Source organism: Modestobacter versicolor, assembly GCF_014195485.1.
Lineage (GTDB): Bacteria > Actinomycetota > Actinomycetes > Mycobacteriales > Geodermatophilaceae > Modestobacter > Modestobacter versicolor.
Map to the genome: position 1 here is coordinate 442892 of NZ_JACIBU010000001.1, position 23959 is coordinate 466850.

Annotated in this window: 24 protein-coding genes; 10 read left to right on the forward strand and 14 right to left on the reverse strand. The window is 73.5% G+C overall.

Annotation, left to right across the window (positions count from 1 at the left end; all coding sequences use genetic code 11):
• Positions 1-35 precede the first annotated feature (35 nt).
• On the reverse strand, positions 36-1031 hold the full coding sequence (locus FHX36_RS02020; RefSeq protein ID WP_110550418.1) for a helix-turn-helix transcriptional regulator: 996 nt from the start codon (positions 1029-1031) through the stop codon (positions 36-38).
• A 90-nt stretch (positions 1032-1121) separates the two neighbouring features.
• On the opposite strand from FHX36_RS02020, the gene FHX36_RS02025 reads away from it, so the two are divergent.
• Positions 1122-1868 (forward strand): alpha/beta fold hydrolase, encoded by a 747-nt coding sequence (locus tag FHX36_RS02025; protein ID WP_110550416.1) that lies wholly within the window; start codon positions 1122-1124, stop codon positions 1866-1868.
• Positions 1869-1930: 62 nt separating this feature from the next.
• Here the strand turns inward: FHX36_RS02025 and FHX36_RS02030 are convergent, their stop codons facing one another.
• Positions 1931-2344 (reverse strand): GNAT family N-acetyltransferase, encoded by a 414-nt coding sequence (locus FHX36_RS02030; RefSeq protein WP_181428599.1) that lies wholly within the window; start codon positions 2342-2344, stop codon positions 1931-1933.
• Positions 2345-2478: 134 nt separating this feature from the next.
• Positions 2479-2868, reverse strand: a complete 390-nt coding sequence (locus FHX36_RS02035) for a DUF4406 domain-containing protein (protein WP_110550412.1) — start codon at positions 2866-2868, stop codon at positions 2479-2481.
• A gap of 41 nt (positions 2869-2909) precedes the next feature.
• Between FHX36_RS02035 and FHX36_RS02040 the strand changes: the two genes are divergently transcribed.
• Entirely contained in the window at positions 2910-3704 is a 795-nt protein-coding gene (locus FHX36_RS02040) for a DeoR/GlpR family DNA-binding transcription regulator (RefSeq protein WP_110550409.1), read from the forward strand.
• A gap of 106 nt (positions 3705-3810) precedes the next feature.
• On the opposite strand, the gene FHX36_RS02045 is transcribed toward FHX36_RS02040, so the two are convergent.
• Both FHX36_RS02045 and FHX36_RS02050 read right to left on the reverse strand, forming a co-directional pair.
• Entirely contained in the window at positions 3811-5946 is a 2136-nt protein-coding gene (locus FHX36_RS02045) for a SpoIIE family protein phosphatase (protein ID WP_110550407.1), read from the reverse strand.
• A gap of 136 nt (positions 5947-6082) precedes the next feature.
• Complete coding sequence (locus FHX36_RS02050) at positions 6083-6529, reverse strand: ATP-binding protein (protein ID WP_110550406.1); 447 nt, start codon at positions 6527-6529, stop codon at positions 6083-6085.
• Positions 6530-6845: 316 nt separating this feature from the next.
• Between FHX36_RS02050 and FHX36_RS23745 the strand changes: the two genes are divergently transcribed.
• Together FHX36_RS23745 and FHX36_RS23750 are read left to right on the forward strand one after the other, a co-directional pair.
• The gene (locus FHX36_RS23745; protein WP_110550404.1) at positions 6846-8717 is read left to right on the forward strand and encodes a SpoIIE family protein phosphatase; all 1872 of its coding nucleotides are present in this window, start codon (positions 6846-6848) and stop codon (positions 8715-8717) included.
• 69 nt (positions 8718-8786) lie between these two features.
• Complete coding sequence (locus tag FHX36_RS23750; RefSeq protein ID WP_110550402.1) at positions 8787-9278, forward strand: ATP-binding protein; 492 nt, start codon at positions 8787-8789, stop codon at positions 9276-9278.
• Positions 9279-9359: 81 nt separating this feature from the next.
• Here the strand turns inward: FHX36_RS23750 and FHX36_RS02065 are convergent, their stop codons facing one another.
• Both FHX36_RS02065 and FHX36_RS02070 read right to left on the reverse strand, forming a co-directional pair.
• Entirely contained in the window at positions 9360-10571 is a 1212-nt protein-coding gene (locus tag FHX36_RS02065; RefSeq protein WP_110550400.1) for a PP2C family protein-serine/threonine phosphatase, read from the reverse strand.
• Positions 10572-10634: 63 nt separating this feature from the next.
• Entirely contained in the window at positions 10635-11357 is a 723-nt protein-coding gene (locus FHX36_RS02070) for a GAF and ANTAR domain-containing protein (protein WP_110550398.1), read from the reverse strand.
• 22 nt (positions 11358-11379) lie between these two features.
• Between FHX36_RS02070 and FHX36_RS02075 the strand changes: the two genes are divergently transcribed.
• Positions 11380-12273 (forward strand): GAF domain-containing protein, encoded by an 894-nt coding sequence (locus FHX36_RS02075; RefSeq protein WP_181428597.1) that lies wholly within the window; start codon positions 11380-11382, stop codon positions 12271-12273.
• Between the two features lie 121 nt (positions 12274-12394).
• Here the strand turns inward: FHX36_RS02075 and FHX36_RS02080 are convergent, their stop codons facing one another.
• The 3 genes from FHX36_RS02080 to FHX36_RS02090 form a co-directional block, all read right to left on the reverse strand.
• The gene (locus tag FHX36_RS02080; RefSeq protein ID WP_110550396.1) at positions 12395-13129 is read right to left on the reverse strand and encodes a GAF and ANTAR domain-containing protein; all 735 of its coding nucleotides are present in this window, start codon (positions 13127-13129) and stop codon (positions 12395-12397) included.
• 312 nt (positions 13130-13441) lie between these two features.
• Positions 13442-13978, reverse strand: coding sequence for a class I SAM-dependent methyltransferase (locus FHX36_RS02085; protein WP_110550394.1), 537 nt, complete (start codon positions 13976-13978; stop codon positions 13442-13444).
• A gap of 61 nt (positions 13979-14039) precedes the next feature.
• Complete coding sequence (locus tag FHX36_RS02090) at positions 14040-14942, reverse strand: SDR family NAD(P)-dependent oxidoreductase (RefSeq protein WP_110550392.1); 903 nt, start codon at positions 14940-14942, stop codon at positions 14040-14042.
• Between the two features lie 104 nt (positions 14943-15046).
• Here FHX36_RS02090 and FHX36_RS02095 point away from each other — a divergent pair, with 104 nt between their 5' ends.
• The 3 genes from FHX36_RS02095 (at position 15047) to FHX36_RS02105 (ending at position 17802) form a co-directional block, all read left to right on the forward strand.
• Positions 15047-15721, forward strand: coding sequence for a TetR/AcrR family transcriptional regulator (locus FHX36_RS02095; RefSeq protein ID WP_110550391.1), 675 nt, complete (start codon positions 15047-15049; stop codon positions 15719-15721).
• A complete protein-coding gene (locus FHX36_RS02100) occupies positions 15718-16497 on the forward strand; it encodes a GNAT family N-acetyltransferase (protein WP_220035776.1) in 780 nt (259 codons plus the stop codon). Before FHX36_RS02095 ends, FHX36_RS02100 begins: the two co-directional genes overlap by 4 nt.
• Before the next feature lie 573 nt (positions 16498-17070).
• The gene (locus tag FHX36_RS02105; protein WP_110550389.1) at positions 17071-17802 is read left to right on the forward strand and encodes a dienelactone hydrolase family protein; all 732 of its coding nucleotides are present in this window, start codon (positions 17071-17073) and stop codon (positions 17800-17802) included.
• Between the two features lie 66 nt (positions 17803-17868).
• Here the strand turns inward: FHX36_RS02105 and FHX36_RS02110 are convergent, their stop codons facing one another.
• The 4 genes from FHX36_RS02110 to FHX36_RS02125 all read right to left on the reverse strand — a co-directional run bounded on the left by FHX36_RS02110 (position 17869) and on the right by FHX36_RS02125 (position 21750).
• Complete coding sequence (locus tag FHX36_RS02110) at positions 17869-18483, reverse strand: DedA family protein (RefSeq protein WP_220035775.1); 615 nt, start codon at positions 18481-18483, stop codon at positions 17869-17871.
• An 11-nt stretch (positions 18484-18494) separates the two neighbouring features.
• Positions 18495-18866 (reverse strand): STAS domain-containing protein, encoded by a 372-nt coding sequence (locus FHX36_RS02115; protein WP_110550387.1) that lies wholly within the window; start codon positions 18864-18866, stop codon positions 18495-18497.
• Positions 18867-18976: 110 nt separating this feature from the next.
• Positions 18977-19543 (reverse strand): hypothetical protein, encoded by a 567-nt coding sequence (locus FHX36_RS02120; RefSeq protein ID WP_110550385.1) that lies wholly within the window; start codon positions 19541-19543, stop codon positions 18977-18979.
• Entirely contained in the window at positions 19540-21750 is a 2211-nt protein-coding gene (locus FHX36_RS02125) for an MMPL family transporter (RefSeq protein WP_220035774.1), read from the reverse strand. The genes FHX36_RS02120 and FHX36_RS02125 overlap by 4 nt, the downstream gene beginning before the upstream one ends.
• A gap of 382 nt (positions 21751-22132) precedes the next feature.
• On the opposite strand from FHX36_RS02125, the gene FHX36_RS02130 reads away from it, so the two are divergent.
• Together FHX36_RS02130 and FHX36_RS02135 are read left to right on the forward strand one after the other, a co-directional pair.
• Positions 22133-23056, forward strand: coding sequence for an ABC transporter ATP-binding protein (locus tag FHX36_RS02130; protein ID WP_110550381.1), 924 nt, complete (start codon positions 22133-22135; stop codon positions 23054-23056).
• Positions 23053-23919 (forward strand): hypothetical protein, encoded by an 867-nt coding sequence (locus FHX36_RS02135; protein ID WP_220035773.1) that lies wholly within the window; start codon positions 23053-23055, stop codon positions 23917-23919. Before FHX36_RS02130 ends, FHX36_RS02135 begins: the two co-directional genes overlap by 4 nt.
• Positions 23920-23959: the final 40 nt, after the last annotated feature.

The window sequence follows — 23959 nt, forward strand, 5'->3', positions numbered from 1 at the left end:
GTGCGGGGGCTCCGCTGTGCGGGCGGGTGGTGTCCTCAAGGACTCTGCGGCGCAGCTGTGGTGGCGGTGACAGCGCCGCGCACCGCGCTGACTCGGAGGCGGTCGGACAAGGCGAGCACCTCGTCACGCAGGGCGTCCGGGGTGATCACCTCGAAGTCCCAGCCGAGCCCGGCCAGCATGCGGGCCATGCCGTCGAGGCGCTCGGCGCGCGTCTCGAGGAGCACTCCGCCGACGTGCTCGCTCAGCCGTCCCGCGCTCCGGGGCAGTCGGTCGCGCGCATCCACGAGGGTGGTCTGCAACACGACCGAGACCTCGTGCGACCACCTGACCGCCGCGATGCCCGACACGACCTGCGTCGTGGCCTCGAAGTCAGCGGGCACGAGGTAGGAGCCGTCGCCCTGCTCGACTGAGGCGATGCGGTCCAAGCGGAAGGTCCGCACGTCATCACGGCCGTGGTCGTGTCCGGTGACGTACCACCGGCCGGAGTGGAAGACCAAGCCGTAGACATCGAGCTCACGCTGCGACTCCCGCCCGTCCCAGGCGGTGTACGCGATCAGAACGGTGCGCCGCGCCTGCGCAGCCGAGGCGAGACCGAGCAGCGTGTCGGCGCCGGCGGGAGCGGTGGCCCGCACCGGGGTCGTGAACTGTGCGGTCGAGAGCAGGCTGTCGAGCCGCTGGCCCAGGGCCCGCGGCAGCACACGCGACACCTTGGCCAGCGCGCTCGCCGTCGCTGCGTGGTCGGTGGTGGCGAGCCCCGCGCGTTCCGCGGCCCTGAGCCCCAGGACGACGGCGACGGCCTCGTCGTCGGTGAGCATGAGCGGCGGCAGCTTGTAGCCCGGTGAGAGCCGGTAGCCGCCGTACCTGCCTCGTTGCGCCTGGACGGGGATGCCGAGGTCGGCGAGGTGCTCGGCGTAACGACGCACCGTGCGCTCGTCGACCCCGAGCCGAGCAGCGAGATCGCCGACGGTGCGCTGCCCGCCCGTCTGGAGCAGCTCCAGCATGGCCAGCACGCGAGCGGTCGGGCGGGTCACGGCCCTCCTCGGCGCTGCTGGGAAAGAAAGGTGACGCGGGGCCAGCATACCGGGCGGAGTCTGTCCGCAATCGTGCTTAGCGTTGCCGCCATGAACACCGCCACCTACGTCCTCGTCCCCGGCTTCTGGCTCGGCGCCTGGGTCTGGAGCCCCGTCGCAGACTCGCTGCGTGAGCGCGGCCATGTCGTGCACGCCGTCGATCTCCCAGGCATGGGCGAACGCGCCCACCTCGCCTCGCCCGAGACCGACCTGACGACCCACATCGACGACGTCGTCCACCTGCTCGAGCAGCGGGACCTGTACGACGTCGTGCTCGTCGGCCACAGCTACGGCGCCCTCGTGACGACCGGTGCGGCGGACCGCGTGCCTGAGCGCGTGGCGCGCCTGGTCTACGTCGACTCGGGGCCCCTGCCGGACGGCATGGCACAGGCCGACTTCGAGGGACCCGACGCGCGCGCGGCCAACGACGATCTGGTCATGACGCACGGCGAGGGCTGGAAGCTCCCGCCGCCGCCCTGGGGCGTACTCGCGGCCGAGGTGGCCGAGGTCGACGACGCTGCCGTCGCCGCGCTGGTCGAAGGCTCCCAGCCGCAGCCCTGGCTCACCGCCACCCAAGCGGTCGCGCTCACCGGCGCCTGGCAGCGGCTGCCCCGGACGGGTGTGCTGTGCAGCTTCAGCCTCGAGCAACTGCAGCAGATGGCACCGCACGCACCGGTGTTCGCGCACATGGTCGACGGCGACTGGACGTACGTCGAGCTCCCGACGTGGCACTGGCCGATGGTGAGCCGACCGGCGGAACTCGCCGAGGTGCTGGGTCGGTCAGCCGCTAGCGCGTGAAGACCCGTGCCCGCGCCCACCCGCGACCATCCCTCCACCGCCCGACCGCTGCGGGGACGACGTCACGGGGCGCGCCTGCGCATCAGTGCCCGGGTCAGGACCTGGTCGCCGATGTGCACGGTCTCCACCTCGACGTGTCGGAAGCCTCGCCGCTCGAACACCGGCACGGCACGCCAGGAGGCGTGGGTGAGCAGGTCGGACACGCCGGCACGGGCGGCGGCCAGCTCGATCGCGTCGAGCAGCAGGCGAGCCACCCCGCGCCCACCGTGCTCCGGGGCGACGAACAGCTGGTCGACCTCGCCACGCTCCAGCTGACCCGTGGCCGCCAGGGCGATCGAGGCGAACCCGCCGACCCGGTCCGCCGCGTCGTCCGCGACGAGCACGGTCGTCTCCCGGATCATCCGTCGATGCCGGGAGACCGTGCGGGTCGAGGCCCATGCCTCCACCTGGGCCGGGCTGTAGTGCGTTGCGGCCACCTGTCGGATCGACGCCGAGCTCAGCGCCTGGAGGGCGTCGGCGTCCGAGAGGCGCGCGGGACGTACGCGGAGCCCGCGGACCGCTCCGCCGTCCCGGAGCGACCCGCCCTGCGGGCCGGCGGGTGGGGGCGCGGTCAAGCGACGGCCGGGACGACGACGCCGGGGACGTCCTCGAGCCGCGTGTAGACGGGCAGGCCGCGCTGCCTGGCGATCGCGACGTCCTGGTCGGCGCCGGTCGACTCACCGGGCAGGCGGAGCACGGCGTCGCAGTGGGCCAGCAGACGCTCGGCCGTCGGGTAGAGCACCTGGTCCGCCAGTGGGGAGTGGACGTCTGCGCCGGCACTGTGCAGCACGGGGAGGGCCACCCACTCGCCGATCACCGGCAGGTGACCGGCCTGGAAGAGCGGCCAGGCTGCTCGTTCCAGCGTGCGGAGGTTGGCGGCCATGAGCTCGGGGTCGTCCCCGGTCCCGGAGCGGTACGGCCCGGCGATCAGGACGAGGAGTGGTCGTGCAGCCGTTGTCATGGCTGCAGACTATGCACAAACGTGCAACAATCGGAAGCATCATGCAGCCACCATCAGACCGCCGCGTACTCGTGACCGAACGTCGTGACCTCCTGCTCGGACGGCTGCGTCGCGACGGGCGCGTCCTCTCCACGGACGTCGCGGCCGAGCTGGGGGTGAGCGAGGACAGCGTCCGGCGGGACCTCCGGGAGATGGCCGCGGCCGGCCTGTGCCAACGCGTCTACGGCGGAGCTGTCCCGGCGTCTCCGGCCGTGGCGGACTACGGCACTCGCCGTGGCGTGGCCGTGGACAGCAAGGCGCGCGTGGCAGTGGCAGCCGTCGGCCTCATCGAGCCCGGCGACACCGTGATCCTCGACGGGGGCACGACCGCGCTCGCCGTCGCCCGTGCGCTGCCGCGTGATCTCGACGCGACCATCGTCACGCACAGCCCCACGGTGGCCGCGGCGCTGGTCGACCACCCCAGTGTCGAGGTCTACGTGCTGGGAGGCCGCCTGTTCAAGCACTCCGCGGTCGCCTCCGGAGCGGCTGCGGTGGAGGCGGCCGAGGCGGTCAACGCAGACCTCTTCCTGCTGGGCGTCACCGGTGTGCACCCGGACAGCGGCCTGACCACCGGCGACGCCGACGAGGCGGCGATGAAGCGTGCGCTGTCCCGGCGAGCCGCGGACACCTACGTGCTGGCCAGCACCGAGAAGATCGGTGCCGCGTCGCGGTTCTCCGTCCTGCCGCTGTCGGCCGTGGCCGGCGTGGTGACCGACGCGCCCGCCGACGACGAGGCCGTGGCGCGGCTGGTGCGGATGGGCGTCCGGATCGTCCCGGCACCCGTCGACCCGGCGTGATCCGGCGTCCACGCCCGCGGAGCTCAACGCGGCAGCTCGCCGCCGTCGCTGACGGCGGTGCTGCTCAGCGTGCTCGTGGAGCGAGGGGGCAGGCAGCCCGACGGCGTCAGGCCGCGGGCACGTCGGGTGGCAGGCGGTTCGGCCCGGCCTCGGGTGGGCGGGGCTGGTCCTGGCGGTGGAGCCGGACGGCGATCAGCGCGACGTCGTCGTCGGGGATGGCGGGCAGCATGCGGTCCAGCACCTCGTCGACGAGTTCGTCGAGGTCGCGGCCGGCCAGCTCGGCGACGATCGCCTGCAGCCGTGCCAGCCCGTGGTCGAGGTCCTCGGAGCGGCGTTCGACCAGGCCGTCGGTGTAGAGCAGGACCACCGTCTCCCGCTGGACGGTGATCACCGACTCGCGTCGGGTGGTGCTCGGGTCGACGCCGAGGAGCAGGTCAGCGCGCTCGGTGGCGAGGAGCTCCACCTGCCCGTCGGGGGTCAGGACCAGCGGCGGGGGGTGACCGGCGTTCGACCAGCGCAGTCGGGTGAGTCCCTGGTCGTGCTCGTCGTCCGTCTGCTCGAGCCGGGCGACGACGGCCGTGGCGAGGATGGCCGACTGCAGCGCATGCATGACCTGGTCGGCCTGGGCCACGACGGCAGCGGGCCCGTCGTCGTCATGGGCGCCGAGCGTCCGCACGACGGTGCGGATCTGGCCCATGGCGGCAGCCGCCTGGGTGTCGTGGCCGACGACGTCGCCGATGACGAGCACGGTGGCCCCGGCAGGCTGGAGGAACGCGTCGTACCAGTCGCCGCCGACCTCGGCGGCCTGCGCGGCCGGGACGTAGCGGACCACGATCTGCAGGTGGTCGGGCTGGGGAGGTGCGGTGAGCAGCGACCGCTGGAAGCCCTCGGCGAGGTCGCGCTGCTGCCGGTAGAGGCGGGCGTTGTCCAGCACCAGGCCGGCCCGGGCGGCGACGTGCCGGATGCTGACCAGGTCCTCGGGGCTGAACGGGCCCCGTCGGGCGCCGTTGCACACGGTCAGCAACCCGACCGGCCCGGTGCGCCCGGGCAGCGGCATGACCAGGACGGCCTCGGGGGCGAGGACGTCGACGAGGTCGCGGGCCAGGCCCGGCGCCAGCATGTCCTCCGCGAAACCTGCCGCGCCGGTCGGCAGGTGCTGGGGCTGCCCGGTGCGCAGCGCGCGGACGACGATCGCGTCGTCGTCCATCACCGACAGCCGCGACTGCGCGTAGGCCTCGACGGTGTCGCGCATCGCCGGGTCGGTGTGCCACGAGGCGGCGGTCCGCAGCCCGCGACGGTCGCCGGCCGCGGAGGTGTCCTCGATCAGGGTGACGATGCACCAGTCGGCGACCGCGGGGGTGATCAGCCGCGCCAGGCGGGTGGCGGCGTCATCGGCGTCCAGGGTGCCGGCGAGCTCCTCGGTGATCCGGCTGAGCAGCTGCTCGCGGGCAGCGGCCCGCTCGGCCTGCTGGACGGCCAGGGCCCGGGCGGTGATGTCGACGAAGTGCAGCGCCAGCCCGGCGGGGCCGGGCACGGCCCGCACCTCGACCCACACGTCGAGCGGCTCGGGGTAGTAGGCGTCCAGCGCCTGGGTCTGGCCGGTGGCCGCGGCGCGGCGGTAGCTCCGCTCGAACTCCGTGCCGACGGCGGCGGAGAACTGGTCCCACAGGTCCCTGCCGAGCAGCTGCTCGCGCGGGTAGCCGGTGATGCGCTCGGCCTCGGTGTTGACGTGGGTGATCACCCAGTCGTGGTCCACCGCGATGAACCCGACCGCCATCGAGTCGACGATCTGGGCGATGCGCTCCTGCTCGGCGCGTCGCTCGGTGACGTCCCACGCGGCGCCGATCACCCGGACGGTGCGGCCGGCCTCGTCGGCCAGCGCGCGGCCACGTGCGGCCAGCCACCGGATGCCGCCGTCGGGGAGGACCACCCGGTACTCCGCCGAGTACTCCCCGACGGTGTCGACCGCGTCCTGCAGCAGCCCGGTGACCCGGTCGACGTCCTCGGGGTGCACCCGGTCGGTGAAGGCCGCGAAGGCCTGGTCGAAGGTGGCGGGGTCGTAGCCGAACAGCTCGATCAGCCGCTCGTCCCAACCGAGGTCGTCGGCGGCCAGGACCCAGTCGAACATGCCGACGCCGGCTGCGGTGACCGCCAGGTCCAGCAGCGCCCGGCGGGCCTCGCCCGGTCCACCGGCCAGCTCGGACGTCCTGGTGCGGGACGCGTCGTCGCCGTACTCGCTCATCGACCCCGTCGACCCCCGGTGGCTGCGGCCGCCCGGACACCGGGTGGCGCCGCGACTGCCCGTCGTGCACGGCCCGGGCGAGCCCACGTCGTGGTCGCCGGAGGGGCGGTGCGGTCCGGGCAGGTCACGCGCGGCATCAGACCGTGACCGGGACGATGCAGGCCCAGACGTGCTTGCGGACGCCGGCGACCACCCAGCCGTGCGCCGCCGCGAGCCGGGCGATCAGGTAGAGGCCGAGGCCGCCGAGTGAGGGATCGCGGTCGACCGCAGGCACGGGGGGTTGGTCGGGGCGGGCGTCGCTGACGTCGATCAGCCAGCCGGAGGAGCAGCCGGTCACCGTGACCACGATCGGATGGCCGCTGTGCCGCAGGCCGTTGGACGCCAGCTCCTCGAAGGCCAGCAACAGCCGGTCCACGTCGTCCGGCTGTGCCCCCGCCGGCATCGCGCCGCCGGAGACGTCGTCGCGAAGGGCCGTCCGCGCGGCCGTGAGCTGAGCGGGGCGATCGATGTCCCACCGCCACTCCCGCTGCGCCCGGTCGCTGACATCGGGCAGCGAGAGCTGCGGCCAGTGCTCGGTGCTCATCTTCTCCTGCCCTCCGTGCGCGCCCGCTGCTGGGCTCGTGCGGGCCGGTCCCGCTGGCCCGCGCCCGGCACCGGCTCGACCCTTGGTCCGACGGGCAGGACCCACCGTCGCACACCCGACTCGCGGACCGCCGGTCGAGGTGCGGTGAGGGACCCGTCGACGTGGGGGCCCGAGGCCGGCACCCCGTGCGCGCTCCGCCGCCCCGGCGGGGCCGCCACCCGCCCGGCCGGCGGATGCCGCATGATGGAACAGTCCAGATCACGCGCGATGTGTCGCGCACTCGCCAGACGCAGGGCTCGGGGGAAACCACGTGGGCGTGGACGACGGCGCCGTCGGCCGCGCCACCGACGGGGACTTCGCCGCGGTCTTCGCGGCGCTGCCCACGGCCTACCTGGTGATGTCCCCGGACCTGACGATCGTGGACGCGAACCCGGCGTACCTGGAGCTGCTCGGCCGCACGCGCGCGGAGCTGATCGGCCGGTACGTCTTCGATGCCTTCCCGCCGTCACCGGAGGCACTGGACGCCGACGGCGTCAACCCGCTGCAGACCTCGTTCGAGCGCGCCCGCGACACCGGCGCGCCCGACCACATGCCGCTGTTCCGGTACGAGGTGGTCGACCAGGAGACGGGCCGCCCGGTCCCGCGCGCCTGGTCGCTGATCAGCGCGCCCGTGCTCGACGAGGCCGGCCGTACCCGGTTGGTGCTGCAACGGGTGGAGGACGTCTCGGAGTACCTGGCCGAACGGGAGCGCCTCGCCGCGAGCCGGGAGGACGGCAGCTGGGCTCGGCTCGACGGGCTCGAGGCCGACCTGTTCGCCCGCACGCAGGAACTCCGGGCGGCCCTCGCCTCCCGGGAGGCGGCCACCCGCCGGCTGGCGGCCATGGCGCAGGTGGTGCTCCAGCTGACCGACGCCGAGTCCGTCGCGGACGTCACGGCCATCCTCGCCGAGGCCGGCCTCGCGGCCATCGGTGCGGACGGCGGCGCGATCGCGCTGCGCGACGACGACGAGGGCGTCGTCCACCTGACCATGACGCCGTCCCTGGGGTCGGGGGCGCAGCGACGGTTCGGCACCATCGACCTGGAGAGCCGACTGCCCGCCGCGTGGACGGCACGGACCGGGCAGACCGTGGTCTTCCAGGACCAGTCCGAAGCCCAGGCCTGGTCACCGGAGATGCGGGAGGCGTTCGAGCAGTCCGGGCAGCGGTCGTGGATCAGCGTCCCGCTGTCCGCGCGAGGTCGACTGCTCGGCTCCTTGCTGGCCGGCTGGACGGTGGAGCGCACCATCTCCCCTGACGAGGTCGACCTGGTGCAGGCCTTCGCTGCCCAGTCCGCGCAGGCCCTGGACCGGTTGCAGGCACTGACCCGGGAACGCCGCTCCGCTGCGCGCAGCCGGCAGCTGGCGGAAGAGCTGCAGCGGAGCATGCTGACCGAGCCGTTCCAGCCCACGCACTGCCAGATCGCGGTCCGGTACCTGCCGGCCACCGGCACCGCCCAGGTCGGCGGGGACTGGTACGACGCCTTCCTGCAGGCCGACGGCGCCGTCAACCTGGTCATCGGTGACGTCGTCGGCCACGACACCGGTGCGGCAGCGACCATGGGACAGCTGCGCAGCCTGCTCCGCGGCATCGCCGTGGCGGGCGGCTCGGACCCCGCGCACGTGCTCGACATCCTGGACAGCGGGATCGTGCAGCTGGGACTGCGCACCTACGCCACCGTCGGCATGGGCCGGCTCGAGCGGACCACCGAGGACGTCGCCCGCGGGACCGCCCGGCTGCGGTGGGCCAGTGCCGGACACCCTGCACCGGTCGTGCTCGATGCGGACGGCGGGCTCGTCGACGTCCCGGAGGTCTCCGGCCGGCTGATGCTCGGCGTGGACCCTGGCAGGTCCCGTGGGCAGATCGCCCTGGAGCTGCCTCCGTGCGCGACGGTGCTGCTCTACACCGATGGGCTGGTCGAGCGGCCCGGAAGCGACCTGGACGCCGGTGTCGCCCGGCTGCAGCGGTCGGCCGCCGAGCTGGTGCACCTGCCGCTGGAGGAGCTCTGCGACCGGCTCCTCGAGCAGCTGGTCGACGGGCACCCCGCCGACGACGTCGCCCTCGTCGCCGTCCGCCTGCACCGCCCACTGCACGCGGGAGCCGGCCCCGACCACCTCCCCGACAGCATCGCCGTCCACGAGTGGGAGCGCTGACCCGGTGACCGCAGCCGCGATCACCCCACCGCGCAGGAGTCCGGCCCCGGGTCAGGAGGGCAGGCGACCGTGAGCGGCTCCACGAACACCCCGGCGGAGTACGCGGAGGCCTACGCCTCCTGGCACGAGGACAGCCCCGTGCCCGCATCGACCGAGACCCGGCTCCTGGTGCAGCTGGAGTCGCTCCGCGGCCTGAGCCTCGTGCGCCGTCAGGTGCAGCACTTCCTGCGGGCCTCGCTGGGTGCCGGGGAGCACGCGGACCTGGCTCCAGCCGTCGAGGACGCCATCGAGCGCGCGGTCCTGGTGATCGACGAACTGACGTCCAACGCGCTGCGCCACGGGTCGCCGCCCTCGAGCCTGCACATCGGTGACGACGACGGACGGTGGATCGTCATCGTCACCGACGGCGCGCCCGGAGTGGCACCCACGCCGGCCAGGGACCGCCCCGCCGGGCAGGGTGGCTACGGCCTCTACGTGATCGCCGACCTCACCGCCGAGCACGGTGTCCACTACGAACCCGACCGGAAGCTCGTCTGGGCCTGCCTCGTCAAGCCCAGCTGACCGTCGACCGCGGGCCTCCTGCCCGCCGCTCCCGGCAGCGTGGTGGGCCGTCGCCGCCTCCCGGCTGCGCTTCGCCCGGGGCTACACCTGCAGGCCCTCCTCGTCACCGGTGAGCCATTCCAGGAAGACGATGCTGGCGTCGTCCTGGAGCTGGTCGGCCTGGTGTGCCAGCACGCTGCGCATCAAGCGCCGCATGGTCTCCGGTGCCGGGTCGCCGGCGGCGGTGGCGGTGGTGACGAAGTCGGCGAGCCGCTGCTCGCCGAAGAACTCCCCGTCGGGGGACCGGGCCTCGGTGATCCCGTCGGTGTGGAGCAGGACCCGGTCGCCTGGTTCGAGCCGGGTCTCGCAGCAGATCGCCTTCCGGTCCTGCAGGCCCAGCGGGCGGTCCGGTGGGCAGTGGGGCGGCTGGACCAGCGAGCCACCGCGCAGGATGAGGGGCGGGGGGTGCCCGGCGTTGACCCAGCGCAGCCGGCCGGTGTCGAGGTCCAGCCGGGCCAGCACTGCGGTGGCGAACTGCGACCCGGTGAAGTGGGTGGCGATGACGTCGTTCACGGCCTGGGCCATGTCGGGCAGGTCCAGCATGTCCCGGCGGGCGTGCCGGTAGGTCCCGACCGCCGCGCTGGCCAGGAACGCGGCAGGGAGGCCGTGGCCGACGGAGTCGAGGACCAGCAGGTCGGCGTGGTCGCCGGTGACGGCGTAGTCGAAGGTGTCCCCGCCGATGTCGTAGGCCGGCTCCAGCGCGCCGGTGATGACCACCCGGTGGGTCCCGAAGCTCAGCGGCGGCAGCAGCTCCCACTGGATCTCCGCCGCGAGGCTGAGTGTCTTGCGCCGTCGCAGCCGGGTGAAGGCGTCGCTGTACGCGTCGTTGACCACCACGAGCTCAGCGACCAGGGACGCGAAGACACGTGCGTCGTCGTCCACGGCGCGGGTCGGCGCGGTGGCGAAGACCATCTCCACGACGCCGAGGCGCTCAACACCGTTCAGCAGGGGGATCCACAGCCGGTGCGAGGCTTCGCGGACGGCGCTGCGGATGACCTCGACTCGGCGGAACGCCCGTCCGGCCATGGTGCCGTCGATCGCCAGCTCCTGGCGCTCCGGCACCCCCGGGCCCGGCAGGGGCAGGAGGGTGGCCTGCTCGTAGTCGGCCAGGTAGAGCACCGTCTCGCGTGCGCCCAGCAGCCGGGCGTGGGTCTGGACGGTGGCGGGCAGCTGGTCGGCTGCGAGCAGGTGTGAGGCGCGCAGCAGCGAGCGCAGCGGGTCGGTGCTGGTCGGGTCAACGGCAGCGTCGGTCACGTGGCATCGTCTCACGCCCGGCGACCTGCGGTGGTCACGCGCCCGGCCTCGGTACCGGGGCGGCTACGCGGTCGGCAGCTGACCGGTGGTCGTCAGTTCGTCCGCGAGGTCGCGCAGCTTGCGGTTGGTCAACGACGAGGTGCGGATCAGCACGGCGAAGGCCTGGTCGGCGGTCAGCTGGTGGCGCTCCGTCCCGATGCCCTTGGCCTCGCCGATCAGGTCCCGGTTGGCCATCCCGCCGCGCGGGTTCTCCTCGTGCTCGGCGCTGGCCAGCGCGACGGCGGCGTGCCCGGCGAACATCAACCCGGTCTCCTGGGACTCGTCGTCGAAGGCGCCCGGCTCACGGCCGTAGACGTTGAACGCGCCGAGGTCGTCGCCCTCGACGAACAGCTGAAAGCACAGCATGCTGCCGACGCCCAGCTGCGGAGCCTCCCGGGCTAACTGCGGCCAGCGTCCATCCGCACCGACGTCGACGACACTGACGACCCTGTTCTCCCAGACCGCGTCCGAGCACGGTCCCTCGTGGAGACGGCTCTGCAGTGAGTCGACGTCCTTCGGCAGGTCGCTGGTCCAGGCCCTGGGCTCCACCGCGGCTCGGCCGATGACGTAGCTGATGCCGCACTCGGCGGCGCCGGGGATCGTGCCGACCGCTGACCGGGTGATGCCCCGCAGGGTCGCCTCGACGTCCCCGTGCTCTTCCTGCAGCTGCCGCGCCACCTGGCTCATGACGTCGCCGAGGCTCCCCCTGGACGAACCGGCCACCCTGACCTGCTGGTCGGTGCCCATCAGCCGAACGTGGTACCGGTCGATGCGCCTGGAGACCGATGACCGGACGCCGCGACCGCAGCGGGGTTGCTGCGGATCGGCACTGGGCATGGCGGTGGTGCCCGGTGAGGACAGCCAGGCCCGCGGTGACACCGGTGCGTTCGCTGCAACTGGTCACCTCACCAGTTGCAGATGGAGTTCCGTGAGCACGAGCGAGCGCTTCAAGGTCGCCCTGGCGGCGTCCGCGGTGGACCTGGCTGGTCCCGAGCTCCTGCCGGAGCGACTGGCCAGAGCCGCGGCCGCCGTGCTGCCCGTCGACGGGGGAGGCATCAGCCTGTTCTTCGCCTCCGACCGGAGGCTGCCGCTCGGGGCCAGCGACGAGCAGTCGGCGGAGGTGGAACGCCTGCAGTTCACGGTGGGCGAAGGGCCCTGCCTGTCCGCCCATGCGTCCGGCCGGCCGATCGTCGCCGACGAGGCCATGATCGAGTCGCGCTGGCCGGCGTTCTACGACGAGTTGGTGGCCCGCACGTCCATCCGCGGGATCATCGCGCTGCCGCTGGAGGACGATCTCCGCGCCTTCGGCGCGCTCGACCTGTACCTGGTCCCGCCGGGCGACGTCGGGTCGGTGACCCTGCTGGATGCGCTCACCGTGGCGCGTGAGGTCGTCGAGACGTTCCAGGCGACGCGTCGGCAGGATCCCACCAGCGCGGACGGGCCGGCGTGGCTCGATGCGCCGGCCGCGGAGCGCCGGTCCTTGGTCTGGCAGGCCATGGGGTTCGTCAACTCCGGTCTCGGCGTGACCGGCCCGGACGCCCTGGCGCTGCTGCGCGGGTACGCCTACGGCGAGGGGGCGGACCTCGACGACGTCGCCGCCCGGGTCCTCGCCCGCGACGTGCCCCTGGAACGGCTTGCGCTGGACGCCGGCGAGTCGCGTTAGGACCAGCGGGACGTCGCCCCGGCGGTCGGCATCAGTCGCCTCGGGCGCCGCGCGCGATGACGCGGCCGGCCGCGAGCGTCCTGAGCGAGCCCCGCGGCCGGACGCGCGAGCTCTCGGTCGATCACGAACGGCTGGGCGGCATGATCAGTTCGCCGGTGGTCACCAGGTGGTCGGCGACGAGTCGCAACTTCTGGTTGCTGGCCATGGATGCCTGGGCGAGGAGCTTGAAGGCCTCGTCGGCGGTCAGCTTGTACCGCTCGATGAGGATCCCCTTGGCCTGGTCGATGACCGCTCGGGACTCCAGGGCGACCTGCAGGTTGTCGGCTTGCTCACGGGCGCTCTGGTAGGCGTTGAGGTTGGCCACGGCGACTCCGGCGAAGCGCGCGAACCGGTGCCCGATGCGGCGGCTGTCGTCGTCGAACGCGGCGGCCTCACGTGCGTAGATGTTCAGCCCGGCCCCCGAGGTCGTGGGACTGCCCAGGGGTATGGACAGGGAGCTGAGCCCACCCCGCTCGACGGCGCTCTTCATGTAGTCGGGCCAGCGCACCTCCGTCCGGGCGTCCTCGACCTCGACCGCCTGCCCCGTGCTGGCGGCGTGCAGGCAGGGTCCGTAGCCGCGGCCGTACTGGCTCTCATCGAGGTCCAGTGCCAGCTGTCCGGTGTAGACCACGGTGGTCGCCTTGTCCGCCACGAGCAGGCTGACCGACGCCTCGATGTCCCCGGGCATGACCTGCTTGGTCAGGTCGGCGACGGCCTGGAAGACCGAGTGCAGCGAGTGCTCGGACAGTGCAATGCCGCCGAGCAGCTCGAAGGCCGTGGCTTCGTCGACAGCGGAATTGCGATCGATGGAACTCATTCCATGCGCTCCGGTCAGGTTGCCGGGAGGCAGGATGCGTCCTCGGTGTGGAGCCACGGAGTGGACCGGTGAGGCTCACACGTACGTGCGCCGCTGTCTGACGCACCGTTGCGACGGGGAACTCGTCCGTCGGGTTCTCGTGTCGACACTACTCGTGTTCGTCGCGCCGCTCGCCCCCTTGCCGCCCGGGATGGAAGAGGTGACGAACCGCCCTTGCTGACGTCAGTCGACCGACTCCCGGTGGCGGGTGTCAGCGAAGTCGACCCCGCTGGAGCTGATGTCGAAGAGCTGCTCGCCCCGGCCTGGACCGACTCAGCGAGGCCGGCGCGCGTAGTACACCAGTGCTGGAGGGAGGTTCCGCCACACGGTCCGCCCGATGATGACCTCCTCGAACCGCGCTTCCAGATCCCGGCGGAACCGCCGAGCGGCGGGCGTCCACCGGGTGTGGACGTACGCGAAGGTGGTGAACACGCCGTCGGGGGAGAGGGAGTCGACCACGGCGTCGAGCAGGTGCTCCTGCTGCCGAGCCGGGAAGGCGGCCCACGGCAGGCCGCTGACGATGACGTCGACGTCCGCGATGCCGCGCTCGGTGAGGACTGCCCGGAGGTCGACGGCGTCCGCCTGCACCACCTCGACCGCGGGGTGCTGGGTGGACAGCCGTGCGGCCAGCCGGGTGTTCACCTCGATCGCGAGCTGCCGGCCGCCGCTGGCAAGCCGCTCGGTGATGGGTCCGGTCATCGCTCCGGTACCGGGACCGAGTTCGACGACGACAGCTGCGCTCGACGACACCGGTGCGATGGCCGCGCGGGTGAGCGGTCGTCCGCTGGCTGCGACAGCTCCGACGGTCATGGGCGCACAGACGAACTCGACCAGGATCGACGCGGCTCCACAGCTGGTCGAGACGGGGTGCTCAGACACCGAACGTCACGCCCGTGAGGTCCTCGGAGACCGCCCACAGCCGCTGCTGGACGGCGAGGTCGTACGACTCAGGGCTGGACGTGACGAGCCTGGGGTACCCGCGGACCTCACGACGGCCGCCGGGGCCGTAGTACTGCCCACCCAGGACCGACGGGTCGGTCGCGGCCCGCAGCGTCGGCAGGGCGCCCATCGCGGCGGACTGGGTGACGAGAGGGGCCAGCCGGTCCATCGGCGCCCGGACCAGAGCCGGGGAGTTGCGCACGAGTTCGGTGTTCGACACCCCGGGGTGCGCGGCCGCCGCCAGGGTGGGCGGGCCGTGCGCCGCGAGCCGGCGCTGCAGCTCGTAGGTGAACATGAGGTTCGCGAGCTTGGACTGCCCGTAGGCGCCGGCGCGGGAGTACGAGCGTTCCCACTGCAGGTCGTCGAAGTGGATCGCCGCGCGGATGCGGTGGCCGGTGCTGCTGACGGTCACGACGCGGGAGCCGGGAACGGGCAGCAGCAGGTCGAGCAGCAGCCCCGTGAGAGCGAAGTGGCCGAGGTGGTTGGTGCCGAACTGGCGCTCGAAGCCGTCCACCGTCGACTGCCTCGGGGTGTACATCACCCCGGCGTTGTTGATGAGCAGATCGATCTGCGGGTGCGCCCGACGCAGCTGGGCGGCGGCCGTGCGGACGGAGTCCAGCGAGGTCAGGTCGAGCTGCTGGACGGCGACGGCGCCGGCCATGCGGGCCGCTGCCCGCTCTCCCTTGTCGACGTCCCGCACGGCCAGCACCACCGTGGCGCCGCGTCCGGCGAGGACCTTCGCGGTCTCGAAGCCCAGACCGGTGTTGGCGCCCGTCACGACCGCCACCCGGCCCTGCTGGTCGGGTATGTCATCCGCTGTCCAGTGGGTGCCCATCGTCGTCCTCCTGAAAAGACCGTCGGTCTGTTGTGTGGAGGACAGTAAGAGACCGGCGGTCCGATGTCAAGAGACCGGCGGTCTGCAAGTGCTAGAGTCGCTCCGTGACCTTCCAGCGAGCCCGGAGCGAAGAGCAGCGCGAGGTCAGACGTCGGGCGATCCTGAACACGGCGGCGGCCATGCTCGAGGAGATGCCGCTGGCTGACGTCAGCCTCAACGAGCTCAGCCGCCGCGTCGGCCTGGCCAAGTCGAACGTCCTGCGCTACTTCGACTCCCGCGAGGGCGTGCTGCTCGAGCTGATGCAGTCGGTGCTGCAGGACTGGCTCGACGGGCTGGCCGACGACCTCGCGACCGGGGTCGACGCGGGGCTGCCGCTGGTGGCTCGCGGCGAGCAGCTGTCCGCGGTCCTCGCCCGCTCCCTGGCCGCCAACCGCGTGCTGTGCGACCTGCTCGGGGCACAGGGCGGCGTCCTGGAGCACAACGTCACCGCCGAGGTCGTCGCACGCCACAAGCGCGCGGCCCTGAGCCAGCTCACCGCCGCGGCCGACCTCCTGCGCCGCCACGTGCCCGAACTGGGCGCCGCAGCCGAGACGTTCTGCTTCCAGACGATGGTCCTGGCCGGCGCCCTGGCGCCCTACAGCTCTCCACCGCCGGGCGTGCGCGCTGCCTACGAGGCCGACCCGGCGCTCGCCGTGCTCCACCGCGAACTGGAGGACTCCCTGCAGCTGGCGATCCGCACCATGCTCCTCGGTGCCGTCCCACGCAGCGGTTCGGCATGACGGACACCGCGAGCGGCCGGGGCCCGGGCAGCATGGTGTCCAGCGGGGATGCCGACGTCTCCTCCACCGTGCTCGACGACCCCGTGGGGGAGTCGCTGCGCGGCCACCACGCACACCTCGCCCGACGGGTCGGCGGAACAGCCGCGTACCTGCCCGAGGTCGCCACCTTCGCGGCTGTGCTGCTCGAGCCAACCCCGTCCGACTGGGCTGACCTGGCCGCGCTGCTCGGGCCCGGCGAGCTGGCCGACCTGTTCAGCGCGTCCGTGGAACCGCCGGCGGACTGGGCGCCCGTGTTCAGCCTGGAGGGCGTGCAGATGGTGGCCGACCCGCGGGCACCCGCCGGCGGGGTGCCGGTCGCTGCGGACGTCGTCGAACTGGGGCCAGCCGACGTCGCGGACATGCTCGCCCTGACCGGCGTCACCCGTCCAGGACCGTTCTGGAGCAGGACCGACGAGCTCGGCACCTACTGGGGTGTCCGGGAGAACGGTGTGCTGGTCGCCATGGCCGGCGAACGGCTCCGGCCGCCCGGCTGGACGGAGATCAGCGCCGTGAGCACCGCGCCGCAGGCGCGCGGGCGGGGTCTGGCGTCGGCGCTCGTGCGGACTGCGATGCGGCACGTCGTGGACCGCGGCGAGCGACCGTTCCTGCACGTGGCCGCGGAGAACTCCGGTGCCATCGCTCTCTACGAACGCCTCGGCTTCGAGGTGCGCCGACGGGTGCGCTTCCACGGACACCGGACGCCCGGCGGGACTCCGGAGGCGCTGGTGCGGCCGTGAGCTGATCGGGGCCGCTCCCTGCCCGGGCGGTGGTCAGGACGAGCGGGCTCACGTGGTCGTCCCTGGCCGGTGCACGACGGCTCCGCTGCGCTCGCGATCGCCGTCCAGCATGACCCGGTCGCGCCGATGACCGGACCTCTGCTCCGCAGGACGGCGGACGATGGGACGACGTGCCGGGGTGGTCGAGGGGGGACGGACTGCCGGCACCTACCTCGTCGGCGTCTACGCCGCCTTCGTCGTCGCGCTGACGCTGCTTCCGCTGCTGTCGCCGGTCGACGTGGTCTGCGTCGGGTGGAGCCTCCGCCGCACGCACTCCATGTTCTCCAGCGCCTTCCGCGTCGAGTTCGAGGTCCACGCCGTCCGCCGCCCGCGCGAGCGCGTGAGGAGTCGACCCGGGGGTGGGAAATGGCTCGATGGGTCGGGACGAGCGCTGCTACCTTCCCGTCGGCCGTGCCGGAGGACGAGGAGGTGGTACCCGTGACCGCAGTGACGACATGGGTGCTCCCCTCCGGGGTCGCGGTCGGGCGGTAGGTCGTCCGGGAGCGCCGTTCCGCACTCCCGAAGGGCACGACCATGCAGTTCGTCTCCGAACGGCGCCTCGACGACCACGTCGTCGAGCGCGCCTTCACCCTCGGCGAGGTCCCCGGCATCCTCTGGACGCCCGGGGACCCCGCCGACCCTGCGCCGCTGATCCTGCTCGGCCACCCCGGCGGGCTGCGCGCGATGTACCCCCGGCTGCTGGCCCGGGCACGGCACGCGCTGGCGGCGGGCTTCGCCGCGGCCACGATCGAGCTCCCCGGAGGCGGCGACCGGCCCCGGTCAGCCGCCGCCGAGGAGGCCCGCACCGACCTGCACCGGGCCCTGGCGGCCGGCGAGCCGGTGGACGACGGGACGGTCGACCGGCTCGTGCTCCCGTTGGTCGACCAAGCCGTCCCCGAGTGGCGGGCAGCGCTGGACGCCCTCCTCGCGGTGCCCGAGGTCGGGGGGCCGGTCGGGCTGGCGGGTGGGGTGATCTCCATCGGCGTCCGGCTGGCGGTGGTCGAGCCGCGGATCAGGGCGGCCGTGCTCTTCGCCGGCAGCCACGTGCCGCGCAGCGTGCTGGAGGAGGCCCGGCAGGTCACCATCCCGCTGCACGTCCTGTTGCAGTGGGACGACGAGGGCAACGACCGGCAGGTGGCACTGGAGCTGTTCGACGCCTTCGGCTCCAGGGAGAAGACCCTGCACGCCAACACGGGCGGGCACACCGGCGTCCCGCACTTCGAGGGGGACGCCGCGAACTGGTTCTTCGCCCGGCACCTGCGGTGAGAGCTGCGCCGGCGGCCGGGTCGAGCGTCGTCCGGGCTCTGACCGCCGGGCTGCCACGCACCGGCGTCAGGGGGCGGCCGTGGTCGGGACACCGCTGCCTCGCGGCCGGCGCCGGTGCACCTGACGCCAGACCTCAGCCATGGCGGCGATGACCAGGGCGGTGGTCATGCCGAGGAGGACGGCGGGAAGGGGGTCCTCGGCGAGGGCGCTGCCCCCCACGACGCCGATGACCGTGCAGTACCCCGCCCAGCTGGAGGCGGCGATGGCGTCCCACCCGGTGAACCTGGCGAGTGGGTGGCGCAGGGCGCCCATGGCCAGGGTCACCGCGGTGCGCCCGCCGGGTACGTAACGGGCGACGACGAGGGCCATGCCCCCGCGTCCGGCCAGCACCGAGCCGGCTCGTCGCAGAGTGCGGGCGCGCCGTCCAGCGGAGTCCCTCCCGGCGGTCCACCTGCTCGTCGTCCGTCCGACCAGGTACGAGAGGTGGTCGCCGAGCATGGCGCCGACCGCAGCGGTGAGGACCACGAGCGGCACGCTGGTCGGACCGGATGCAGCGAGCACCGCGGCGGTGATCACCACCGTCTCGCTGGGCACCACGGGAGCCAGGGCGTCGGCGAGGGCCACGAGCACGATCACCAGGTACGCCCACGGTGAGGACATCAGGTCCATCGCGGTGTCCACCAGGCCGCCGATCACCGTGCCGCCGCCGCGGGCGCCGGGGGCTCGGCGGCCAGCAACCGAGCGTCGGGCAGGGCGAGCAGCCGCAGCATGGTCGCGGGAGCCACCGTCAGGTGCAGGCGTCGGCCGTCCGCCGCCAGGCGCTGCTGGGCTGACCGCAGCGGGACCAGCCCGGTGTCGTCGACCGACTGCAGGTCGCTCAGGTCGACCCACAGCCCGCGGTCGTCCTCGATCGACCCGGTGCCGCGGCCGGCTCCGGCCGACAGCAGGCGGGTGGCGGTGCGCAGCACCTGATCGAGCACCGGTGCGGTCGTGACGTCGAGCTCCCCGGCCACCCGCACGAGCAGGGCCTGGGGATACCGGACGAGCTGGGCGGACATGTGCATGAGGACTCCCGGTGCAGGGGGACGCCGGTGCGACCCGGCGCGGGGGAGGAGGTCGAGTGGTTGCCGGCAGTGCGGGACCAGGGGACAGGTGCCGCACTGCCGGCGTCCGGTCATCCGCTGGTGGAGCCCGGCGGTCGCCCCGGGTCGTGGGGTGGGTGGACGCCGAACTCCTGGCACTGGAGGGCTGCCAGCTGCGCAGCGGCACCGGGCTCCCCGCGCCGCCAGCGGGCGACCGGGTCGGGACCGAGGCGGGCCAGGCGGTGCAGCGGCAGGGTCGTCGCCGCGCGCAGCGCCAGTGCGTCGACGTCCCGGTGCAGGGCGAGGACCGCGCCCGCCTCACGGGCGTGGTGCACCCGGCGCGGCACCCACCGGGCAGCGACCCAGCCCATCAGGACCACGGCGACGACCAGCCCGAGGACCAACGACGCCCGGCCGACCGCGTCGTGCGCCTTCGTGCCCGCCGCTGCCAGCCGCTCGCCGGCGTCCCCGACGGGGCCGGGACCGTCGGCGAGCAGGTCGCCGGCGCTCCGCAGGCGCTCGGTCGGCTCCTGGACCTGGCGCAGCACGCTGCTCGTCGCCACGGCGACCCGGGTGCTCGTCAGGCACCAGAGCACGACCACCACGTCGGTGACCACCTGGCGGGCCCGCATGGCCGGGGCGTCCGCGTACCACTTCACCCGCGTGCCTGGTCACGGCTGCCGCCGCCGGTCTCCGGCGACGTCTCGGCCGTCGCGGAACCGGCGGCCGCCAGCACGGCCTCCCGGGGAGGCTGTTCCGAGGAGGGTCCGGCGTCCATCGCTGCGCCGTCCAGGTCCACCTCCGGCAGCGCCCGGTCCAGCCAGCGGGGCAGGTACCAGGCGCGCCGGCCCATGAGGAGCATCAGGGCCGGGATGAGCGTCATCCGGACGACGAAGGCGTCGATGAGCACGCCGAGGGCGAAGGCGAAGCCGACCGACTTGATGATGGGGTCGTCCGGGATCATGAACCCGGAGAAGACGGCGGTCATGATCAGTGCGGCGGCCGTCACGACGCGGGCGCCGTGCCGGAACCCGTCGCGGACGGCGTCGACGGGCGTGGCTCCGCGCCGGACCTCCTCGCGCATGCGGGAGACCAGGAAGATCTGGTAGTCCATGGCCAGCCCGAAGAGGACGCCGATCATGACCACCGGCAGGATGCTCGCCAGCGGTCCGGTCTGGTCGACGCCCAGCAGGCCGGCGGCGTGCCCGTTCTGGAACACCGACACGACCGCGCCGAAGGTGGCCGCGATCGTGAGGAGGAACCCCGCGAGGGCGGTCAGCGGGACCAGGACGGAGCGGAAGGCCAGCAGCAGGACCAGCAGCGCCAGGCCGACGATCACGGCGAGGTAGGGGATCAGCGCGTCCGCCATCTTCTGCGAGGCGTCGATCTCCACGGCGGTCTGCCCGGTGACCAGGACCTCGGTCCCCGTTGCCGACTCGATCCCACCGGCTGCGTCGCGGATGCTGCGGACGAGGTCCGTGGTGGCCGGGTCGGTCGGCCCGGTCGTCGGGACGACCTGGATGAGAGCCAGGTCCCCCTCGGGGTTGAGCTGGGGCGGGGAGACCGCAGCGACCCCGTCGACCCGGCCGAGCTGGGTCGCCACCTCAGCAGCTGCCGCCTCACCGCCGACACCGGTCGGGAGGACGGTGGCCACCGTGAGGGGACCGTTGAAGCCGGGACCGAAGCCCTCGCTGAGCAGGTCGTAGGCCTGGCGCTGGGTGCTCTCCGGGGACAGCGCGGCGTCCCCGGGCAGGGCCAGCTCCATGTCCAGCGCGGGGACCGCCAGCGCGCCGAGGGCGACCACCGGGATGACGATCGCGACGATGCGGCGCTTCACGACCAGCCCGATCCAGCGCGCTCCCAGGGTGGGGCGCGCTGCGGCGGCCGCGCTGTCGGTCTCCAGGAAGACCTTGCCGCGGACGGCGCGGCGGCCCATGACGGCCATCAGGGCGGGCACCAGCGTGAGGTTCACCGCGACGGCGACGGCGACGGTGAAGGCGGTGGCCAGGCCCATCTGCTGCAGCAGCGGGATGCCGGTCACGAGCAGCGCGACGAGGGCGATGACGACCGTCGTGCCGGCGAACACGACCGCCGACCCGGCGGTGGCCACGGCCTTGGCGATCGACGGGCCGATGTCCATGCCCGCCCGCACCTGCGCGCGGTGCCGGGTGAGCACGAGCAGCGCGTAGTCGATGCCCACGGCCAGGCCGAGCATGAGGGTCAGCGTGGTGGTGTTGCTGTCCAGGTCGGTGAACGCGGTGGCGGCGAGGGCGCCCATGATGCCGACGGCCACGCCCAGCGCGGCGGTGAGCAGGGGCAGGCCGGCCGCGATGACCGAGCCGAAGGTGATGGTCAGCACGAGCGCTGCCACGACGATGCCCAGGACCTCCCCGATCGGGGCCTCCGCGGGTGCGGCGGCTGCATCGCCGCCCACCTCGACCCGGAGCCCGGCGTCCTGGGCCGGCTGCACGGCGGCCGCGACCCCGTCGGTCTGCTCCGTGGCGATCTCCCCGGCCGGGATGGCGAAGTCGACGTCCGCGTACGCGGTCGCGCCGTCGGTCGACACGGCCTCGGAGGTGTAGGGATCGCTGACCTCGGCGACGCCGGGCACCTGACCGATGGCGCCGATGGCCTGTTCGACGGCGGACCGACCGGCACCGGAGCCGAGCGACTGCCCCTCCGGTGCGGCGAAGACCACCCGACCGGACGCGGCGTCGGCGTCCGCGCCGGGGGTGCGGGCCTCGATCAGCTCGATGGCGTCCTGCGACTCGGTGCCCGGGACGCTGAACCCGTCGGAGAACGGCTTGGAGATGCCGATGGCGCCGGCGCTGAGCGCGACGATGCCGATCAGCCACGAGATGATCACGAGTCGTCGGTGTCGTACCGAGAACGACCCCAGTCGGTGCAGCAGGTGTGCCATGTCGGTGCCCCTTGGTCGTGGAGCGGTGCCGGTGTGCTGGTCGCGTCCGGCTCCCGCGTGCGCAGCTCGACACTCACGCCACCGCATGGGCTGTTCATCGACGTCTCTGAGCGCCACGTGGGAACGGCGACCCCGTGCCCGCGGCGACGGCCCCGCTGCGGCCGGGATCCCGACGCCGGCGGCACGCATGCCCCGCCGTCCGGGGGAGGGCCGCGCCGTTCTCCCATGGAACTCCCATGTCCGTGCACCCGACGCCCATCCGGGCACGCGACCGTTGGTGGTGCACGCGGTCCTCGCGTGCACAGGGCGCACCGGACCGGGAGCAGCGATGATCGACGTGGACGAGCTCACCAAGGAGTACGGCGACGTCCTCGCCGTGGACCACCTGAGCTTCACCGTCCCCTCGGGGCAGGTGACCGGTTTCCTCGGTCCCAACGGCTCGGGCAAGTCCACGACGATGCGCTTGATCCTCGGGCTGGACGCGGCCACCTCGGGGACCGCCACCGTCGACGGGCGGCCGTACGTCGCCCAGCCGATGCCGTTGCGGTCGGTGGGGGCGCTGCTCGACCCGGGTGCGGTGCTGCCCAGCCGCCGGGCCCACCACCACCTGCTGGCGCTGGCCGCGGGGAACGGGATCCCGCAGGGCCGCGTGGCGGAGGTGCTGGCCGAGGTCGGGCTGGAGTCGGTGGGCCGACGCCGGACGGGCACCTTCTCGCTGGGGATGCGGCAGCGGCTCGGGATCGCCGCGGCGCTGCTGGGCGACCCGCCGGTGCTCATCTTCGACGAGCCGCTCAACGGGCTGGACCCCGAGGGCATCGTCTGGATCCGATCGCTCATGCGCCGGATGGCCGCCGAGGGGCGCACCGTGCTCATGTCGAGCCACCTGATGAGCGAGATGGAGCTGACCGCCGACCACCTCATCGTCATCGGACGCGGCAGGCTGATCGCCGACACCTCGATGGCGGAGTTCATCGCTGCGCACTCCGACCGCCAGGTCGTGGTCCGCAGCCCGCAGGTCGAGGCGCTGCGCCGGCTGCTGGCCGACCGGGCGGGCGTGCGCACCGACGACGTCGACGGCGTTCCCGGCCTCCTGGTGACGGGCCTGGAGGCGGCGGAGATCGGTGCGCTGGCCGCAGCCGCCGGCCTGGAACTGCACGAGCTCACACCCCGCCAGCCCTCGCTGGAGCAGGCGTTCGTGGACATGACCCGGGAAGCGCAGGAGTACCGGTCGGACAAGGGGAGCACCCGATGAGCGCCACGACCACCCGGTCCGCGCTGGCTGCCGAGGGCAGCCCGGCCGGGGAGGGCTCGGTCGCCGTGGAGCAGCCGGCGGCGCGGGCCCGGTTCCGGCACGCGGTGGGCTCCGAGTGGATCAAGATCCGCACGATGCGCTCGAGCCTGTTCGTCGTGCTCGGCACCCTGGCGTCCACCGCCGGGCTCGCCGCACTCAACGGCTCCTCCGCCGGCGGCGACCACGCGCGCCTGACGGCTGCGGAGCAGGCCACCTTCGATCCGCTGGCCATCAGCCTGATGGGGTACCTGCTGGCCCAGATCGCACTCGGTCTGCTGGGTGGGCTGGTGATCACGTCCGAGTACGGCGCCCGCACGATCGTCAGCACGCTGACCTCCGTGCCGCACCGGGCGCGGGTCCTGGGCGCCAAGGCCCTGGTGCTGGCGGGGGTGGCGCTGCCGGTCGGCCTGCTCGTGTCCGCCACCGGCTTCGTCATCGGCCAGGCCTCTCTGGCCGGTCAGGACGCCCCGCACCTGGCGCTCTCCGACGGCCTGGCCCTCCGGGGCATCGTCGGCGGCAGCCTGTACCTGACCCTGGCCGCGCTCCTCGGGCTCGCGATCGGGACCGTCATCCGCAGCACGACGGCGACGGTGACCACGCTGTTCGGCGTGCTGCTCATCGTCCAGGCGTTCGCGCCCGCCCTGCCCGGCACGCTGGGGGACTGGGTGTCGACGTACTGGCCGCCGATGGCCGGCGGGCAGATCATCACCGGCTACCGCGACCCCGACCTGCTCGGGCCGTGGGCGGGCCTGGGGCTCATGGCAGCCGCTGTCGCGGTGCTCCTCACGGCGGGGTTCGTCGTGTTCGGCAAGCGCGACGCGTAGGGGGCCCGGGGCGGCGGGCCAGACTCTGGCGCGGACCCAC

Coding starts and splice junctions, on each gene's coding strand:
- FHX36_RS02045 (WP_110550407.1), bottom strand. CDS start 5,946: ATGAGCGAGTACGGCGACGACGCGTCCCGCACCAGGACGTCCGAGCTG.
- FHX36_RS02050 (WP_110550406.1), bottom strand. CDS start 6,529: ATGAGCACCGAGCACTGGCCGCAGCTCTCGCTGCCCGATGTCAGCGAC.
- FHX36_RS02105 (WP_110550389.1), top strand. CDS start 17,071: ATGCAGTTCGTCTCCGAACGGCGCCTCGACGACCACGTCGTCGAGCGC.
- FHX36_RS02070 (WP_110550398.1), bottom strand. CDS start 11,357: ATGGGCACCGACCAGCAGGTCAGGGTGGCCGGTTCGTCCAGGGGGAGC.
- FHX36_RS02080 (WP_110550396.1), bottom strand. CDS start 13,129: ATGAGTTCCATCGATCGCAATTCCGCTGTCGACGAAGCCACGGCCTTC.
- FHX36_RS02085 (WP_110550394.1), bottom strand. CDS start 13,978: ATGACCGTCGGAGCTGTCGCAGCCAGCGGACGACCGCTCACCCGCGCG.
- FHX36_RS02135 (WP_220035773.1), top strand. CDS start 23,053: ATGAGCGCCACGACCACCCGGTCCGCGCTGGCTGCCGAGGGCAGCCCG.
- FHX36_RS02100 (WP_220035776.1), top strand. CDS start 15,718: ATGACGGACACCGCGAGCGGCCGGGGCCCGGGCAGCATGGTGTCCAGC.
- FHX36_RS02075 (WP_181428597.1), top strand. CDS start 11,380: ATGCGCCTGGAGACCGATGACCGGACGCCGCGACCGCAGCGGGGTTGC.
- FHX36_RS02040 (WP_110550409.1), top strand. CDS start 2,910: ATGCAGCCACCATCAGACCGCCGCGTACTCGTGACCGAACGTCGTGAC.
- FHX36_RS02130 (WP_110550381.1), top strand. CDS start 22,133: ATGATCGACGTGGACGAGCTCACCAAGGAGTACGGCGACGTCCTCGCC.
- FHX36_RS02115 (WP_110550387.1), bottom strand. CDS start 18,866: ATGCACATGTCCGCCCAGCTCGTCCGGTATCCCCAGGCCCTGCTCGTG.
- FHX36_RS02035 (WP_110550412.1), bottom strand. CDS start 2,868: ATGACAACGGCTGCACGACCACTCCTCGTCCTGATCGCCGGGCCGTAC.
- FHX36_RS02025 (WP_110550416.1), top strand. CDS start 1,122: ATGAACACCGCCACCTACGTCCTCGTCCCCGGCTTCTGGCTCGGCGCC.
- FHX36_RS02090 (WP_110550392.1), bottom strand. CDS start 14,942: ATGGGCACCCACTGGACAGCGGATGACATACCCGACCAGCAGGGCCGG.